The organism is Streptosporangium canum, assembly GCF_900113865.1.
Classification (GTDB): Bacteria; Actinomycetota; Actinomycetes; order Streptosporangiales; family Streptosporangiaceae; genus Streptosporangium; species Streptosporangium canum.
On record NZ_FOQY01000005.1, the window covers coordinates 24,459 to 37,125 of the forward strand.

A 12,667-nucleotide genomic window follows, 5' to 3' on the forward strand; every position below is an offset into this window, starting at 1 on the left:
TGGCTTGTTGGATTGGCCAGTCGGGAAGCGAGGGGAAGGGTTGCGAACCCCTGGGAATGGCTGTTGCTGCTGAGATGCCGGGCCGGAGATTGAGCCTGAACCGAGCGTTAGGTATCGGTAGATGACTCGTCGGGAACAAAAGGCCCGTCCCCCCATTGCGGGACGGGAAATGGCTGGTGTTTGTCTGATCTAGGTCTGGGGTTACTTGCTACCTGCCCAGCAGATCGGCACCGTGGCCCGGCAACGTACTGCAAGGAAGGCCCGAAAGTTGGCCCCTTGCCCGCAATGCTTGGCGGTTAGGTGAGGCGGGATTCGTGAGAGTCCCGTGGTAATGGCAAGAGATCTCGCCGTCGCTTAGGCGACGGTTATCACAAAAACTCGGTACGGGAGTGGTTTCCCGTGCCATCGCAAGAGGGTGACCCGCGATTGACGCTGAAGACGGTCCCGCGTTTGGGAGCCGTGAAAGTCTCCGCTGATTGCAGCGGGTTGCCTGCAAGAACCACCGCTTCGGCGGTGGCCTAGGGATCACATGGAAGGCCATGCGGTTCCTAGGTCACAACTGAGGGAGATGGACATGATTCGCAAGATGGCAATGGCTCTGGGAATCGCGGCTGTGGCGTTCGCCGGAACGGCGGGCGTTGCACATGCAGCCCCGACCAAGCCCGCCAAGCCGACTGTCGCCTATGCGGCCCACGGCAAGGTGAAGCAGGACGCCTACTGGGCGCTCAGCTACAACCACCCCGGCGTGATCGTCTGCGTCACGAAGGGCGACAAGACAGAGGCGGTCTACAAGGTCGCCAAGTACGCCGGGGCTCACAAGAAGCTCGGCTACTACTGGGGCGGCCGGGCCGCCAAGAAGTACGACCAGCTCTGCACCAAGTAGAGCTGGACACCGCTTCGGCGGTGGTCTTGGGACCACACGAGTGTGTGGTCCTCAGATCACAACTGGAGGTTCGCATGAGCAGGTTTGAGCCGATCAACCGCAGGCCCCTCAACGGTGGATGGCAGCACCTCTACCGCTTCGACAATGGCTTCGGTGCGTCCGTCGTGAACCACTCGTTCAGCTACGGCACGGAGCTTGCGGTCCTGAAGTGGGACGGCGCCGACTACGAACTGACCTACGACACCCCGATCGCTGGTGACGTGATCGGGCACCTGTCCGAGGACGGCGTCGAGTCCCTGCTGGAGCGCATCTCGTCCCTCACCAGCAACGGCCATGCACCGATCTAAGAGGTTGGTAACACCGCTTCGGCGGTGGTCTTGGGGCCCGCAATTGGGCGGGCCCTTGGATCACAACTGGAGGAACCATGCTGATCCCTGACCCCGTGACGCTCACCCGCATTGTGGACGGCTTCATCACCGGCGTCACGTCCGAAGAGGAGTGCCTTGCCGACCTGACCGCGTACTGCAAGGGGGAGTGGCCTCCCGGCTCCTACCTCGCCGAGGGTCGCGACCGTCTGGAGTGGATCGGTCGCACCGACTCTGATGGCCAGAAGCTCTTTATCGGCCAGCGGGTGATGGTCAAGGGCTTGGGCTTCGCTCGGGTGGGCGGTCGCTGTGACATCACGGGTGGTGCCCTGGTCAAGCTTGACCAGGACGCTTCGACGGGCGGCTACAGGGCCGTGGACACCGAACTCATCTGGGCTGGCTAGCAGATACAGCACCGCTTCGGCGGTGATCACGGGATCACGTGGATGGCACGTGGTCCTTTGGTCACAACTGGAGGGATGTGCGCATGGCAGCGGAACCCAACTACAGGGAGATGGCCAAGATCAGCCTGGAGCTTCCCGATTGGAAGAGTAGCCAGGCTTTCGTACTCAGTGAGCAGGCGTGCGCCTACGTCTGGGGTTTCCAGGACGCCTCGGGTGAGCCCAAGAACTCCGATGAGGCATGGGACTTCAGCATGGCCTACTGGGCTCACGCGTTGGACTTCCTCAGCGAGAAGAGTCCCGTCCGGATCAGCATCCCCAAGGCGTTCAAGGTCTGGCGAGAGACCGGCGAGATCAAGGACAGGTAGTCCCCGGCCGGCCTTGGGATACACGTGCCCAGGCACGTCACCGCTTCGGCGGTGGTCACAGGGTCGCGTCGAAGGGACGCGGCCCCTTGGCCACAACCGGAGGACCGGCATGTTCAAAGAGCTGACGGATTCGGAGCTTCAGGAGCTGGGCCGGGCACTCACCGCGGCTTTGCTCAAGCTTGCGGAGGCCCACCACAGCCCCGCCTTCGGGTGGACGTCCAAAGCGGCTAGTGCGACATGGTCCGAGCTACTCGTCCTGGACTACCAGGTCGAGATGGCGATCGAGTTCTACAACGGGAGTGAGAAATGATCGACTTCAGCTACAGCGCGTACTCATATGAGTATGGCCTCAAGATGCTCAGCGGCCTCGGTGAGCTAAAGGGTCTAACCCTGCGCAAGGTCGAGCAGGTCGGATCGACCGAATGGGAGACGCACGAGGCATATGCGGTCCTCGGGGACCACGCCATTCTCGTTGGCTCGTCCTGGGACGAATGGTCCGCGTTCTCCAGGATCGAGGAGTGGTACCACAACCAGGAGAACTACTACCAGGCATTCGTCTAGCAGTCCGCAGAGGGCCCCTCTTTTTTGCCCTCAACTAAGAGGTTGGTACAAAGAGATTGGAAACGCAGTGAGCACGTACAAGCAAATGGTCGAAAAGCCCTGCGGGTGTCGGGTGAATGTCAACGACTACGGCGATTACCAGTCGATCGCCGGGTTCGCCAAGTGGTGCGATCAGGCCAAGGAGCTGATCTCTCAGCTCGCGGCGGTTGGTGGCAGGCGTCGGTGTGTGGCGGACATTGCCGACGAGATCAACGCACACGTGCTGTTCGCCTGATAGGCGGTCCCTAGCCCTCTGACCAGGGAGTAAGCGCTTCAAACGCGCCTAGGGACACCCATTACGGATTCAACCCCCGCCGAAGAAAGGCATTGCTATGCCCATCGACATTAACCCCGATGCGGCTATCCGAGAGGGCTACGTACGGAACATCCTCAAGGTTTGGGATTCCGCCACAACCGATCAGATGGCACGCGGAATGAACTGGTATCGCACCGCAAACCAGCTTGCGGAAATGATTTCCGATGGCAATGTGAATGCGGGTGCGGGCGTTATCGCTGCCCTTTCGGCCAACAAGTCGTGGGGCGAGAACGTCAAACTCGCGACTCGGGCATTTGCTAATGGTGAGCCCACTGGACATGTGGGTGACGCCATTAGAAAGGCCGCTCGGATTATGTCGGGCGAGTCTCCGGAATTGGTCCTACCGATGGATTCCAAGACGGGGCATTTCTACCGGTGCATTGCTGACCCGACCGATGCGGATGCGATCTGCATTGACCGCCATGCCCATGACGTTGCCGTGGGTGAGAGGTACGGGAGTGCTGATCGGGGCCTGGGCTCTAAGAACCGCTATGCGCTTCTGGCGCACGTTTACCGAGAGGCCGCACAGCGCCTCGGAATGCTTCCCCAGGTCGTGCAGGCCGTGACCTGGGTTGTCTGGATCGAAAGCAAGGGGAACTGAAATGCGCACTGCTACCGCCCGCCCTATCCACGTAATCGCGTCGGACATTCGGGCTGAGTGGAAGAAGGTCTACTTCGGCGCGGTGCCTTACCTGGAGGCGATGGAGGAGCTGAAGGAGGTCACGGATATGTACTACGCCGACAGTGCGGATTCCATCATCCGCTACTTCCTGTCCAACGCCTCCACGTTCCGTGGTCCGCGTGCCAAGGAAATCAAGGCCGAACTGAAGGCATTGATCTAAAACAAGGCGGTCTGAAATGACGTGCGACATCTTCATGTGCGAAGACGAGGCAGCGTTTAAGACAGAGATCCGGGCCAGCGAATGGGCCGGGACTTACCAGATCTGCGCCCCGCATGCGACGGGCGAAAGGCGCGTCGCCGGAACGATTCTCAGCGCCGAAAAGATCTGATCGGAAAGGCCGTAGTGAACTACAAGCGGTGCGAATGGGCGTTCTGCAATCACAAAGCGCGCTGGCACCTGTCCCGTAAGAAGCCTACCGGAGGTACTCGGGAAGCCGAGTTCTGCACGGGGCACGCGGTGGACGCCATGTCATATCCCGAATGCATATGGGAGCGCTTCGAGCGCATCAAGGAGGACGCGGAATGACCGATACGAGATTTTCCGAGTACGAGATTCGGATGCTATTCACTCGCCGGGTCACCTCGATCCCTCTGTTTGCGTGGGGCCGGGAGGCTGCGATTGCGGAAGCCCGCCGTGTGATGACGAGCTTGAACGGGATCACCTTCGCGCTTTACCACAACAACAAGCTGATCTTCTGCGACTGGGAGGACGAGGAATGAGCGTCATGAGCACGCTGGATCTGCTGATCAAAGAGAAGCTAGGGGAATTCAGAATGAGCACTGAAGACGCGCTGTCACTGGTACTCAACCGCATCCAGGACGTCGTATACAGCGACACCTGGGGCGGAGTATTCAACTGCGCCACCTGCGGTGAGCAGGTTTACGGGATCGACGACGGCGACTGGCTCGAATGCATCGTGAACAACGCATTCAACCACAAGTGCAAGTCGGTTGAGGTGCTCGCCCCCATGGGCCGTAGCTGAACGGAAGGTTGGGTCTGGCGGCCCTCGGGCCGCTTTACCGAGCAATCCGCTCATTCGAGAAAGGCTTGAGATGCTTCTTTCTTCTCTCACCGGTATGTCCACCATCTCGGTCCACTACTGGAACCTCAGCGCGTACAACTCGGGTGTTCTGATCGGCGGCTGGATCAACCTCGACGAGTGTGAAGACTTCGACGAGTTCCAGGCCAAGGTCTCGAAGGCCACCTTGGGCGCTGAGGAAGTTGTCATGGGCGACTACGAGAGCGACCACGGCGTTTCGTTCTCTGAGTACGAGAGCTTTGAGAAGGTCTGGGAAGTGCACGAGGCGCTTTGCGAGATCAGCGAAGGCGACCGCGACGCATTCACTGACTATCTCGCGCACATCGGCGGGATAGAGCACCTGGATGAGGCGCTCAGAAGCTGGCAGGACGCGTTCTGCGGGAACTTTAAGTCCATTGAGGACTACGCCTGGCATTACGCCGAGGAAATCTACCCGGAGCTGGCTAACTGCCCCCCTGGTTTCAGGATTCAGGTGGACACCATCTCGTGGGAGCAGGACCACTGGATTTCCTCCGAGGGTAACGTCTTCCGCTCCATCTAGCCCGTTTGGGATTGGCGGCCCTCGGGCCGCTTTTCCGAGACTGGCTGGTCTCATGACGGAGGGAATGTGATGGAACTCACCTATGACCAGAAAATCAGCCTTGGTATCGCCGTTAAGCGCCGGGTCGAGTACTTGAGCGATCTAACCCGCCGCTTTCGTGAGCAGAACCACGAGGACGAATACATCCAGTCTGAACTGGCAATCGCCCTGGAGTTGTCGGCTGCACTTAACAGAACCGCCGCCGTCACTTTCGCTACGTACCCGTTCTAAAGCCAAACAAGTAAAGCTCAAACAAGCAAGGAACCGAACATGAAGGTCTGGCGAGTAGCGCACAAGACGCTCACCTACAACGGCTTCCCCTCCGGCCCATACGTCAGCAAGGGCATTCCTGTTGAGGTCCAGGAAGGTCTGGCCCGCATGAACCAGGCCCACACCTTCGACTGTGAGCATCCTTCGCCTGACTCAGACGGGGGCCTGGATGGAATCCGCAACCACGAGCGATGCGGATTTGATTCCCGCGAGGCGCTCGACGAATGGTTCTACGGATTCACGAAGGACCTCCACGACTACGGATTCTGTGTCTACACCTACGACCTGCCTGACCGGACTGTTCGCGTCGGTCGGTTCGGCCAGGTCGTTTTCTCTGTGCAGTACGCACTGGAAACCGGCGTCGAAGAACTGGAGTTCACATGTGCCTGATGTGCGAACAATGCGAATCCGAGTTTACGCCTCACGAGGTACGGCTTAGCTGCACCGTCTGCCTGCTGTGCCAGTTGGTTAACCTGCTCGACCTCCCCGCCGACTTCTTCACGAAGGAGAACTAACAATGGCTAGCAACGACATGAAGGCCCGCAGGCGGATCAAGCGTCGGGCTATGGCCCGTCTCCCGAAGACGACCGGCGAGCCCATTGAGACTCTCGTCGGGGACCAGATTGCGGATGCTCTCCACCTGGTTCCGCAGGACGAATGGGAGCGCATTCTCCGGCTCGCCGTGGTCAACGCCTTTGAGGAGCTGAACGGCAACCGCACCGCGAAGCATGCGTCCCTGTGGATCGAAGGTCTGGAGTTCACCGATGCCGCTTAAGACATACACCGTGACCATCTCGGGCCGTGAGCGCGAGGACGGCGAGAAGCCTTACACGTGGGTTGTGGATGCCGAAAGCCCGCAGGCTGCCGAATCCAAAGCCCTGGAGATTCACGCGTATTCCCAGGACGAGGCATTCGAGGACCTGGAGGTTGAGGAGATCTTCCAGGGTCCTCCGGGTGCGAACTGCGGCTACTTCTGGAATGACATGAGGCCCCCTGAGAACGTCCGGGAGCTGCTGGACCGCACTCGCTAGAGGTTGGGCCTGGCGGCCTTCGGGCCGCCTTACCGAGCTTCTAGCTCGCTTTGGTTGACCCCCTCCACGAAAGGCATTCCCCTATGCAGGTTACGCCCCAGGACCGTCGCGACTACCCCTTCATTCTCGGCTACTGCCACTTCATTGGGTCGTACGACTACTGGACGGCCGAGCAGGTCCAGATGGCCCGTGAGGTTGGCGCTCCCCGGACGGCCATTCAGGTGTGGATCGAACCGGCTCACAACGTGCCGACCTGCCGCACGCTCGACAGCCTCTCGCCCGAGTTCAGGGCCCGGCTCATCAAGCACATGGAAGGCATCGGGCTGATCGACCACGAAATCAGGCTCGCAGTCGCCGCGTAGCGGCTGGGCCTGGGGCACCCCTCGCGGGTGCCCCTTACCGAACCTCTACCGACGTGCTTACTTCTTACTTCAAACAGGAGATTGGAAAATGAGCAACCTCACGAACAAGATGCCGGAACCGGACTTGGTCATGTTCACCGGGCCCATCGGGAAGATGGTGAACGAGCTGGACCCGTTCACGGAAGGCTCGAAGGTCGGTGTACTGACGACCTTGCTGGCTGGGTTCTCCGCCGCCGTGGGCAACCTTCCCGGTGTCGGCACGGGCAAGGGGTCAATGAACCTGAGCTTCTGGCCGGTCCTGGTCGGGCCTACGGGGGTGGCCCGGAAAGGCACGGCCACGGGGATTGCCATGAAGGTGCTGACGGAGGGTCTGGGCACCTTCGGGATCAACAACGTGGTCTACGGGTGCCCGGCTACCGGTCTGGGGTTTGCCGCCGAACTGTCAGAGCGCGCAATCCGTGGAGTGGCTGCCCCGGTCCTCTTCATCGAGGAGGAGATGGACACATTCATCTCCAACAGCAAGCGGGACACGAAGATCGGTACCTACCTGCGCAAGGCGTGGGACGGGGCCACGATCAACCACCGGACCAGCCAGACGGACCTGGTCATCATGAAGCCCCATGTCGCGATCGTGGGCCATGTGCAGCCGAAGAACTGGGGTGCGATCAGCGGCTCCAAGGACGCGACGGGTGGCACCTACAACCGGTTCTTCCCGGTGTGGGTCATGCAGAGCAAGAAGCTGCCCGTGTTCGCGACACCGAACCCCGAAGAGATCATCAAGAAGCTCGGGAACCGGTTCCGGCAGATGGTCAACTTCGCCCAGGAGGTCACCGATTTGGTGGTGCCCGATGACGTCGCGGAGGTCTTCGAGCACAAGCACCGCGAGATCTGCGACGCGCTCACGACCGGTAACGAGGAGCTGGGTCAGTACACCGAGCGGGCCATGGCCTACATGATCCGGATCGCCGGGCTGTACTGCCTGGCCGACAAGCGAACCGAGCTGAAGGTCGCAGACTTTGATGCGGCTCTGGCCTTGGTCCACTACATGGTGGAGACGGTGACGTACACGTTGCCTGAAGCGGAGTCTGACGGCAGCGACATCCCGGCCCGGATTCTCGCCTACATCCGCGAGGCAGGCCCCGAGGGTGCGACGAGCACCGAGGTTGCCCGCAAGTTCCAGCGGGTCAGGGCTGCGGAGATCAGGGCGATCACAGACGCCTGCGTACAGATCAAGACCACCAAGATGCGGTCCGAAGGTGGACGTCCCGCAACCCTGTTCACCTGGGTTGAGGAGATCGCCGAAGAGGACCAGGAGCAGGACCCCAAGCCTCTGCTTGTCGCCTGACGGTCCCTCTGCTCACCGGGTCGGAAGTGTCCGGCCCGGTCGGGTGGGGAGATCGCCATAGCGGTCTGCTAGGTACCACCGAAGGGAGTCCATCCATGGGAGAGACCTTGAAGTTCGGCGCCGCGCTCAACAATGGCGCAATAGTCCTGCACTACACCCCCGGCCAGGACGGGCGGGCCGGGTGCGTGTTCGCCTTCTCCGTCTGGGATGGCCAGTTCGTTAGCTGGCGCACCCCGCGCGACAAGGACGGCAACCTCGGCAGCGTAGAGCTGGGCCGGTACTTCGGCTTGGACTTCGAGAAGGGTTGGCAGGTCCACTGCGAGCGTGCAGGGATCAGCAACGGATGAAGGTGGACTTTGGCTTCCGGCTGGATGTCTCCGAAGAAGCGTGGGCCAGGCGAATGGGGATCGATACCGCCCGTGTGGGTGCGGACGTATCCAACTACGTCAGCGACACGTTGTGGTGGCTGCCCGGCATCGCCGATAGCGGCGCGGTGCCCCGCTGGAAGAAGGACCCGCGTCCACGCGAGGTGGTCGACGGGGTGCTCAGCATGTGGTGCCGGGTGGTCATCGAGGTCCAGGCCGGCGACTGGCAGGAGTGGGCCGGAGTCCCAGCCGGCCGGGCCCGTAGGGATCTCATCGAGTACGTGACCTATCAGCTCGCCCACTGCACCGGTCTGGCTGATGCCGGGGCTCGGTTCACCTGGTCGATCCGGAGTAGAGGCCCCGCGGATTCCACCACGAACGAACTGGCCGCGCTGATGTGGCGCTGGCCGTCGATGCGGGTCAGTGAGTGACCGCGCCGCAGTAGTACGACTCCATCTCAGGCTCGCAGGACCGCCTGCGGGCCCTTCTCTATGCAGGAGGTATCCGATGTCAGGGTGTGGCACGTCCCTTCAGGGGCGCTCAATCTTCGAGATCTATGAGAACAGCATGGCGGCTCACGAGTACGACCGGTGGGTTACGAACTACATCTCGGTCCAGCAGGGGCTGGCCGAGGGGCGGTTTACGTCCGAGGAGGCCGACTGGTCCAAGACCGCCTTCTACATCAAGGAGGCTGGCTCAACCGATCTGACCCCCGTCTCGATGAAGATCCGAGAGCGCAATGGGCTTCACGAGGTGAGCTGGATCTACTGGTCTTACTGGGATGACGGCGAGGATGTATACCTCGTTGACGATGCGCCGTTGGCCTTCAGCTACGACCCGTACGAGGGTCTGACTCGGTTCACGCTCACGATCGTTCCTCGCGCATCCGGGGACGACCCGATCCCGGAGAGCTGGAACGGGACGCTGTTCTTTGAGGAGGGTTGCCCCCTCCGGGGGTTCGACGTCCTCCGCAACGTGTGGGAGTGGGTGGACGCGCACACGTTGGACGTCAACGTCAGCGGAGACCTCCTGGTGACGCCGTACGGCGAGGACCACGGCGTTCCCAACCCCATTGCTACCCGAGAGATCGCGGTCAGGCAGACCCGCTAGTCCCTGTTGAGGAGAGAAGGCATCATGCACCGAATTGTGGATGAGACGCTCGATGACGGAGTTACCCGCCACTTGATGGTCCTGCGTAAGGAGGACTGCGGCCTGGTCGAGTTCGTGATCGAGAACTCCGGGTCTGGGATGACCGCCACGGCTGCGCTCACAACTGAGCCTGAGGACTTGGAGCGGCTGATCAAGTTCCTGATCGTCGCCCACAACCGGCACGTAGACAGCGGCCTGGTGGACGCCCTGAAGTTCACGTCCACGCTGTTCGAGTGACCCCGAGATGGGAGAGAGGGTTGTGATGTCGGGGGTGGCGGCTACGCTCGTGATCTATGGGCAAAGCGAAGCCGTTACTCCTCCTCAGCCAAGTGGCGTGTCTCGTAGTAGGCGCCATCGGGTGTACGGCCACAGGCCATGACCCGCAGGCGAACCCCTTCTACAAGGAGGGTCGGGAAGCGGCCTACGAGGTCACGATGGTGACGCCGTCGCTTCGGGAATTCACCTCCTGCGAAGAGGGGCTAAGCCACCTCAAGGGCCCTGATGGTCGGGTGCGTAAGAGCCTCGGCCGGCCTGAGTCACCAGCGGACGATGATGCCTACCTGGCCGGGTGTGATGCCATGGTCAAGGAGATCCTCGCGAAGCGCGGAGCTACGCAGGCACCGTCTCCTCTGAACGGGTAGCCTTCTGAAACGCAAAAAGGCCCCCGGTCCGAAGACCGGGGGCTTCTTTCTTCTTGCTACGCAGGTGGGCTACTTGATGGGGACGCCCCAACCCGTGAACGGAGTAATTACGGGAACGGGCAGGATTTCGATCGCCGACCAGGCCCAAACGTAGTTGGCAGCTCCGGAGCCGTTGAACGTCATGGTTACGCCGGTTCCGGGCGTAGCCGTCGCGGCATTCTTGTAGAGCATGACGCCGGAGGTTTGATCGACAATTCGGAACGGGAATCCAGTGGCGTCTGCACCCGTCGAAACGGTCCCGGCGAGGAACTCATCGGCAACGCCGATGCCCAGACTGTTCGCGGTTGTCGATGTGTAGGCAGTCACGGTCGTTGAGGCCGTTGCACCGGCAGCGCCACCACCTCCGACAGCGCCCACAGGGTTGACCAGGTCGGCTCCTGTGACGACGAAAAGCTTCATGCCGAGAGAGACGGCCGAGTCTGGCGTAGCGGTAACCGTCAGGGCTCGGCCGGTCACCAGCGGAGCGGTGAAGATGGCCGTGTAGCTGTTGGTGTTGGTCTCTCTCCGCTTGGTCCACGCCAGCGCCGCACCGGAGTTGGTCAGGGTCATGACCCGCTCGAACTGCACCCCCAGGCACGCCACTAGCAGCGAGTTGTTGGGTGGGGTGAATGACGCCGTGGTGACATTGGCCACGGTATTTCCCGAGACCGTAGCCGGAGAAGTCGCAATTGCGAGAGCCATGCAACCTCCTCAGTATGCGGTGATCTGAACGGTCAGGTTCGCACCAGGAATCGTCGATCCGATCTGGTCCACGTCCACCGTCAGATAGGCCCCGTCAGCGAGCGTGGTAACGCTCATCCCCGTGGACTTCGCCGTGTTGGTGGAAACCGCGATTGTGGGCCGGTTGGCCGGAGTGCCGAACACCGTGGTCCCATTGATGTTGACGTCAATGATGATTGCCGCACCGGTAGGTGCGGTTCCCACAGAGGCGCGAACCGAAGAAAGCGTGAGCGTCCTTCCGGTGTCGTTGTAGATGCGGAAGACCCCCACGCCGACAGTGAGGTTTCCTGTCATGGAGAACGGGGGCAGGACCGCCGGGTGGGTGTGAGCCAGCGGCGCGTAAGCCGCGTCGTGGTTGTGGCCGACAGCGGAGTAAGCCGCGCTCCCCTCCGCCGCAGTCAGGTACTGCGGGTGTGGGTCGAGCGCCTCTTCGTGGACGGTGACGTTGGCATCGCTACCTGCCGGGCCTTCCGGACCGATCGGCCCCTGGTCACCAGGGTCACCCTTGACTCCCTGAGGCCCCTGAGGGCCTTCCGGTCCCTGCGGACCGGTGGAGCCGGTGTCACCCTTGGGCCCCTGCGGGCCGATGTCACCAGCCGGGCCGACAGCACCCGGAGTTCCGGGGTCGCCCTTCGCGCCCTGGAGACCCTGAGGTCCCTGGATACCCTGATCGCCCTTGGCTCCCTGCGCACCGGTCGCACCGGCAGCTCCCGGATCACCCTTCAGACCGGGCACGCCCTGGATGCCCTGCGGGCCAGCGTCACCCTTCGGGCCAGTCTCACCAGCGGGACCGGCGGGGCCTTCGGGTCCGGCAGGACCTTCCGGGCCGGTAGCACCGGCAGGGCCCTGGGGTCCTTCGACTCCTGCGGGACCTGCGGGGCCCTGGTCGCCCTGGGGGCCCTGAGCTCCAGCCGGCCCCTCGGGGCCAGCGACGCCGGCCGGGCCCTTGAGGGATGCGAGCCATTCGGCTTCGGTCCCGATGAAGCCCTCCCGGACGGCGATCTCGTAGGCGCTGTAGCCTCGACCGCCCTCCACGTAGCCGACCTCGACGGTTTCGATCGTGTCCTGGGTGTTTACCTCAACGGTGTCGTCAGGGGCCTCGAAACCCAGCACACCCTCTTCGGAGATCTCGACGATGTCACTCACCGGTCGTCACCTCCGCAGAGATCGCGACGGTGCCCTGAATCAGGCGGGTCACGGTCTCGTCGGGGAAGATCACCTCAAGGTCGTAGACGCCCTGGAGCGTCCCCCAGGCCGTAGAGGCGGCGGCCGGTATGAGGATCTGGATCGTGCCGTCCGTGCCGCCCAGGACGAGGCCGCCGTTGATGGTGTCCAGTCGGTGCAGAAGCGTCCCGCCTGCGGACGTGCGGATCTCCATACGTGCCTTGGCTCCGGTGAGGTCCACCGGTACGCCGTTGCGGAGCCAGCGCAGGGCCCGCTTCACGGTTGAGCCCTGGTCAATCTTCAAGCGGTAGATACCTGCCACTTC

At 62.0% G+C, this 12,667-nt stretch carries 27 protein-coding genes; 24 read left to right on the plus strand and 3 right to left on the minus strand.

The window, feature by feature from the left end; all coding sequences use genetic code 11:
* Positions 1–586: 586 nt before the first annotated feature.
* The 24 genes from BM085_RS08820 (at position 587) to BM085_RS42820 (ending at position 10,398) form a co-directional block, all read left to right on the plus strand.
* Positions 587–883 (plus strand): DUF190 domain-containing protein, encoded by a 297-nt coding sequence (locus BM085_RS08820; RefSeq protein ID WP_143120852.1) that lies wholly within the window; start codon positions 587–589, stop codon positions 881–883.
* 74 nt (positions 884–957) lie between these two features.
* Complete coding sequence (locus BM085_RS08825) at positions 958–1,230, plus strand: hypothetical protein (RefSeq protein ID WP_093886525.1); 273 nt, start codon at positions 958–960, stop codon at positions 1,228–1,230.
* A gap of 77 nt (positions 1,231–1,307) precedes the next feature.
* Entirely contained in the window at positions 1,308–1,652 is a 345-nt protein-coding gene (locus BM085_RS08830; protein WP_093886526.1) for a hypothetical protein, read from the plus strand.
* Between the two features lie 83 nt (positions 1,653–1,735).
* Positions 1,736–2,017 (plus strand): hypothetical protein, encoded by a 282-nt coding sequence (locus BM085_RS08835; protein WP_093886527.1) that lies wholly within the window; start codon positions 1,736–1,738, stop codon positions 2,015–2,017.
* A 109-nt stretch (positions 2,018–2,126) separates the two neighbouring features.
* Positions 2,127–2,327 carry a hypothetical protein gene (locus tag BM085_RS08840; RefSeq protein WP_093886528.1) on the plus strand — a complete coding sequence of 67 codons (201 nt, stop codon included), beginning with the start codon at positions 2,127–2,129 and terminating at the stop codon, positions 2,325–2,327.
* A 44-nt stretch (positions 2,328–2,371) separates the two neighbouring features.
* Positions 2,372–2,578: a hypothetical protein gene (locus BM085_RS08845; RefSeq protein ID WP_177245018.1), complete on the plus strand. Its 207-nt coding sequence runs from the start codon at positions 2,372–2,374 to the stop codon at positions 2,576–2,578.
* 67 nt (positions 2,579–2,645) lie between these two features.
* Positions 2,646–2,852 carry a hypothetical protein gene (locus BM085_RS08850; RefSeq protein ID WP_093886530.1) on the plus strand — a complete coding sequence of 69 codons (207 nt, stop codon included), beginning with the start codon at positions 2,646–2,648 and terminating at the stop codon, positions 2,850–2,852.
* Between the two features lie 97 nt (positions 2,853–2,949).
* The gene (locus BM085_RS45200) at positions 2,950–3,534 is read left to right on the plus strand and encodes a DUF7178 family protein (protein WP_218158661.1); all 585 of its coding nucleotides are present in this window, start codon (positions 2,950–2,952) and stop codon (positions 3,532–3,534) included.
* Between the two features lies 1 nt (position 3,535).
* Positions 3,536–3,775, plus strand: coding sequence for a hypothetical protein (locus BM085_RS08860; protein ID WP_093886531.1), 240 nt, complete (start codon positions 3,536–3,538; stop codon positions 3,773–3,775).
* Positions 3,776–3,791: 16 nt separating this feature from the next.
* The gene (locus BM085_RS44275) at positions 3,792–3,944 is read left to right on the plus strand and encodes a hypothetical protein (RefSeq protein ID WP_177245019.1); all 153 of its coding nucleotides are present in this window, start codon (positions 3,792–3,794) and stop codon (positions 3,942–3,944) included.
* 193 nt (positions 3,945–4,137) lie between these two features.
* Positions 4,138–4,335, plus strand: a complete 198-nt coding sequence (locus BM085_RS08865) for a hypothetical protein (RefSeq protein ID WP_093886532.1) — start codon at positions 4,138–4,140, stop codon at positions 4,333–4,335.
* A gap of 5 nt (positions 4,336–4,340) precedes the next feature.
* A complete protein-coding gene (locus tag BM085_RS08870; protein WP_093886533.1) occupies positions 4,341–4,598 on the plus strand; it encodes a hypothetical protein in 258 nt (85 codons plus the stop codon).
* A 94-nt stretch (positions 4,599–4,692) separates the two neighbouring features.
* A complete protein-coding gene (locus BM085_RS08875) occupies positions 4,693–5,196 on the plus strand; it encodes an antirestriction protein ArdA (RefSeq protein ID WP_177245020.1) in 504 nt (167 codons plus the stop codon).
* Between the two features lie 69 nt (positions 5,197–5,265).
* Positions 5,266–5,466 carry a hypothetical protein gene (locus BM085_RS08880; protein ID WP_093886535.1) on the plus strand — a complete coding sequence of 67 codons (201 nt, stop codon included), beginning with the start codon at positions 5,266–5,268 and terminating at the stop codon, positions 5,464–5,466.
* Positions 5,467–5,505: 39 nt separating this feature from the next.
* Complete coding sequence (locus tag BM085_RS08885) at positions 5,506–5,895, plus strand: hypothetical protein (protein WP_093886536.1); 390 nt, start codon at positions 5,506–5,508, stop codon at positions 5,893–5,895.
* Between the two features lie 127 nt (positions 5,896–6,022).
* Positions 6,023–6,280, plus strand: a complete 258-nt coding sequence (locus BM085_RS08890; protein ID WP_093886537.1) for a hypothetical protein — start codon at positions 6,023–6,025, stop codon at positions 6,278–6,280.
* Entirely contained in the window at positions 6,270–6,536 is a 267-nt protein-coding gene (locus BM085_RS08895) for a hypothetical protein (protein WP_093886538.1), read from the plus strand. The genes BM085_RS08890 and BM085_RS08895 overlap by 11 nt, the downstream gene beginning before the upstream one ends.
* A gap of 83 nt (positions 6,537–6,619) precedes the next feature.
* Positions 6,620–6,898, plus strand: coding sequence for a hypothetical protein (locus BM085_RS08900; protein ID WP_093886539.1), 279 nt, complete (start codon positions 6,620–6,622; stop codon positions 6,896–6,898).
* 88 nt (positions 6,899–6,986) lie between these two features.
* Complete coding sequence (locus tag BM085_RS08905) at positions 6,987–8,243, plus strand: DUF3987 domain-containing protein (RefSeq protein WP_093886540.1); 1,257 nt, start codon at positions 6,987–6,989, stop codon at positions 8,241–8,243.
* Between the two features lie 95 nt (positions 8,244–8,338).
* The gene (locus BM085_RS08910) at positions 8,339–8,590 is read left to right on the plus strand and encodes a hypothetical protein (protein WP_093886541.1); all 252 of its coding nucleotides are present in this window, start codon (positions 8,339–8,341) and stop codon (positions 8,588–8,590) included.
* The gene (locus BM085_RS08915) at positions 8,587–9,039 is read left to right on the plus strand and encodes a hypothetical protein (protein WP_093886542.1); all 453 of its coding nucleotides are present in this window, start codon (positions 8,587–8,589) and stop codon (positions 9,037–9,039) included. Before BM085_RS08910 ends, BM085_RS08915 begins: the two co-directional genes overlap by 4 nt.
* A 136-nt stretch (positions 9,040–9,175) precedes the next feature.
* A complete protein-coding gene (locus BM085_RS08920; protein WP_143120854.1) occupies positions 9,176–9,718 on the plus strand; it encodes a hypothetical protein in 543 nt (180 codons plus the stop codon).
* A gap of 75 nt (positions 9,719–9,793) precedes the next feature.
* Entirely contained in the window at positions 9,794–9,994 is a 201-nt protein-coding gene (locus BM085_RS08925) for a hypothetical protein (protein ID WP_143120855.1), read from the plus strand.
* 56 nt (positions 9,995–10,050) lie between these two features.
* Positions 10,051–10,398, plus strand: coding sequence for a hypothetical protein (locus BM085_RS42820; RefSeq protein WP_143120856.1), 348 nt, complete (start codon positions 10,051–10,053; stop codon positions 10,396–10,398).
* A 69-nt stretch (positions 10,399–10,467) separates the two neighbouring features.
* On the opposite strand, the gene BM085_RS08930 is transcribed toward BM085_RS42820, so the two are convergent.
* The 3 genes from BM085_RS08930 to BM085_RS08940 are packed head-to-tail and all read right to left on the minus strand — an operon-like array spanning position 10,468 to position 12,646.
* Entirely contained in the window at positions 10,468–11,139 is a 672-nt protein-coding gene (locus BM085_RS08930; protein ID WP_143120857.1) for a hypothetical protein, read from the minus strand.
* Between the two features lie 9 nt (positions 11,140–11,148).
* The gene (locus tag BM085_RS08935; protein WP_093886546.1) at positions 11,149–12,324 is read right to left on the minus strand and encodes a collagen-like domain-containing protein; all 1,176 of its coding nucleotides are present in this window, start codon (positions 12,322–12,324) and stop codon (positions 11,149–11,151) included.
* Positions 12,317–12,646, minus strand: a complete 330-nt coding sequence (locus tag BM085_RS08940; protein WP_218158662.1) for a hypothetical protein — start codon at positions 12,644–12,646, stop codon at positions 12,317–12,319. Before BM085_RS08940 ends, BM085_RS08935 begins: the two co-directional genes overlap by 8 nt.
* Positions 12,647–12,667: the final 21 nt, after the last annotated feature.

What these genes read in the sequence shown, in the direction of transcription:
- BM085_RS08885 (WP_093886536.1), top strand. Translation starts at nt 5,506, where the DNA reads ATGAAGGTCTGGCGAGTAGCGCACAAGACGCTCACCTACAACGGCTTC.
- BM085_RS08825 (WP_093886525.1), top strand. Translation starts at nt 958, where the DNA reads ATGAGCAGGTTTGAGCCGATCAACCGCAGGCCCCTCAACGGTGGATGG.
- BM085_RS08860 (WP_093886531.1), top strand. Translation starts at nt 3,536, where the DNA reads ATGCGCACTGCTACCGCCCGCCCTATCCACGTAATCGCGTCGGACATT.
- BM085_RS08925 (WP_143120855.1), top strand. Translation starts at nt 9,794, where the DNA reads ATGGTCCTGCGTAAGGAGGACTGCGGCCTGGTCGAGTTCGTGATCGAG.
- BM085_RS08920 (WP_143120854.1), top strand. Translation starts at nt 9,176, where the DNA reads ATGGCGGCTCACGAGTACGACCGGTGGGTTACGAACTACATCTCGGTC.
- BM085_RS08910 (WP_093886541.1), top strand. Translation starts at nt 8,339, where the DNA reads ATGGGAGAGACCTTGAAGTTCGGCGCCGCGCTCAACAATGGCGCAATA.
- BM085_RS08870 (WP_093886533.1), top strand. Translation starts at nt 4,341, where the DNA reads ATGAGCACGCTGGATCTGCTGATCAAAGAGAAGCTAGGGGAATTCAGA.
- BM085_RS08900 (WP_093886539.1), top strand. Translation starts at nt 6,620, where the DNA reads ATGCAGGTTACGCCCCAGGACCGTCGCGACTACCCCTTCATTCTCGGC.
- BM085_RS08835 (WP_093886527.1), top strand. Translation starts at nt 1,736, where the DNA reads ATGGCAGCGGAACCCAACTACAGGGAGATGGCCAAGATCAGCCTGGAG.
- BM085_RS08840 (WP_093886528.1), top strand. Translation starts at nt 2,127, where the DNA reads ATGTTCAAAGAGCTGACGGATTCGGAGCTTCAGGAGCTGGGCCGGGCA.
- BM085_RS45200 (WP_218158661.1), top strand. Translation starts at nt 2,950, where the DNA reads ATGCCCATCGACATTAACCCCGATGCGGCTATCCGAGAGGGCTACGTA.
- BM085_RS08820 (WP_143120852.1), top strand. Translation starts at nt 587, where the DNA reads ATGGCAATGGCTCTGGGAATCGCGGCTGTGGCGTTCGCCGGAACGGCG.
- BM085_RS42820 (WP_143120856.1), top strand. Translation starts at nt 10,051, where the DNA reads ATGGGCAAAGCGAAGCCGTTACTCCTCCTCAGCCAAGTGGCGTGTCTC.
- BM085_RS08830 (WP_093886526.1), top strand. Translation starts at nt 1,308, where the DNA reads ATGCTGATCCCTGACCCCGTGACGCTCACCCGCATTGTGGACGGCTTC.
- BM085_RS08895 (WP_093886538.1), top strand. Translation starts at nt 6,270, where the DNA reads ATGCCGCTTAAGACATACACCGTGACCATCTCGGGCCGTGAGCGCGAG.
- BM085_RS44275 (WP_177245019.1), top strand. Translation starts at nt 3,792, where the DNA reads ATGACGTGCGACATCTTCATGTGCGAAGACGAGGCAGCGTTTAAGACA.
- BM085_RS08880 (WP_093886535.1), top strand. Translation starts at nt 5,266, where the DNA reads ATGGAACTCACCTATGACCAGAAAATCAGCCTTGGTATCGCCGTTAAG.
- BM085_RS08875 (WP_177245020.1), top strand. Translation starts at nt 4,693, where the DNA reads ATGTCCACCATCTCGGTCCACTACTGGAACCTCAGCGCGTACAACTCG.
- BM085_RS08915 (WP_093886542.1), top strand. Translation starts at nt 8,587, where the DNA reads ATGAAGGTGGACTTTGGCTTCCGGCTGGATGTCTCCGAAGAAGCGTGG.
- BM085_RS08845 (WP_177245018.1), top strand. Translation starts at nt 2,372, where the DNA reads ATGCTCAGCGGCCTCGGTGAGCTAAAGGGTCTAACCCTGCGCAAGGTC.
- BM085_RS08930 (WP_143120857.1), bottom strand. Translation starts at nt 11,139, where the DNA reads ATGGCTCTCGCAATTGCGACTTCTCCGGCTACGGTCTCGGGAAATACC.
- BM085_RS08890 (WP_093886537.1), top strand. Translation starts at nt 6,023, where the DNA reads ATGGCTAGCAACGACATGAAGGCCCGCAGGCGGATCAAGCGTCGGGCT.
- BM085_RS08905 (WP_093886540.1), top strand. Translation starts at nt 6,987, where the DNA reads ATGAGCAACCTCACGAACAAGATGCCGGAACCGGACTTGGTCATGTTC.
- BM085_RS08865 (WP_093886532.1), top strand. Translation starts at nt 4,138, where the DNA reads ATGACCGATACGAGATTTTCCGAGTACGAGATTCGGATGCTATTCACT.